Annotated in this window: 2 protein-coding genes; one reads left to right on the top strand and one right to left on the bottom strand. The window is 67.5% G+C overall.

Annotated elements, in window-relative coordinates; translation table 11 throughout:
* A partial coding sequence (locus MOV74_RS38885; protein WP_246932889.1) for a winged helix-turn-helix domain-containing protein occupies window positions 1-279 on the top strand: 279 nt, incomplete at its 5' end.
* 87 nt (window positions 280-366) lie between these two features.
* Here the strand turns inward: MOV74_RS38885 and MOV74_RS38890 are convergent.
* Window positions 367-1041: a transglycosylase SLT domain-containing protein gene (locus MOV74_RS38890; protein ID WP_247008221.1), complete on the bottom strand. Its 675-nt coding sequence runs from the start codon at window positions 1039-1041 to the stop codon at window positions 367-369.
* Between the last annotated feature and the right edge of the window lie 5 nt (window positions 1042-1046).

Raw genomic sequence — 1046 nt, forward strand, 5'->3', positions numbered from 1 at the left:
GACCTGACCCGGCGCGAATTGCTCGGTAGCGACGGCAAGCCGGTGGCGCTGACCCGCGCCGAATTCGATCTGCTCGCCGCGCTGGTCGGCGCCGACGGACGGCCGCTCAGCCGCGACTATCTGATCGAGGTTGTCAGTAATCGTCAGGCCGAGGTCGACATCCGCACGGTCGACGCGCTGGTGGCGCGGCTGCGCCGCAAGCTCGTCGGCAGCGGTTCGCCCGTGATCGCGACCGTCACCGGCGTCGGCTACAAGCTCGCGCTCAGCGAGCGGCTGTAGAGCATGATCCGGACCCGAAGGGCCGCGTGAGCGCAAAGTGTGCAGCGGTTTTCCGAAAAGATCATGCTCAAACAATAGAGCATATCTTCAGCGCGATGCGACGCGTTTCCATCGCGCTTCGACGCGAGCCTTGATCTGGCTGACCCGGGCCTCGTGGGCGGCCCAATAGGCGCGGCTGGCGGCCGCGGTGCCTTGACGATAGCGGGCATAGACCGTTTTGGGCTGCACCGACATCTTCGGACGGGGCGCCGGCTTTACCGGAGTCGCCGCAGGAGCTGCGGGAGTCGGCCGGGGCGCCGGATCCGGAACGGCCGCGACCTCGGCGTCCAGAGCCCGCGAATTCATGGCGACAAGGCGGTTACGGGCCCGGTTGCAATAGACCTGCGACCGCGGCGTCATCTCTTCCTCGCCATGGCCCGCCCGGTATTTCATGAGGGCGCGGCAGATGTCCCCGCCCGCCAGGCGCCAGGCCCGACCGAGATAAAGCACCCCGTAATGGATGTTGATGTCGGGTTCGGCGAGCTCCGCCTCGGTGCCCCGGAAGCCCAGCATCGCCGCCGTCTCGGGCCGCACCTGCATCAGGCCGATCTCGCCAACGCTGCCGACGACGGCCGAATTGTAGCCGCTCTCGACGAAGACGACCGCTTCGGCGATATCGGCCGGTAAATCGGTCTTCGCGATTTCCCGCTCGATGATCTTCCGTATCATGGCGCGGGATGACGGCGTCTCGCCGGCGCCGAGCTCCGCCCTGCCGCTCGGGATCGCCG

The sequence above is a fragment of the Bradyrhizobium sp. SHOUNA76 genome (assembly GCF_023006445.1).
Lineage (GTDB): Bacteria > Pseudomonadota > Alphaproteobacteria > Rhizobiales > Xanthobacteraceae > Bradyrhizobium.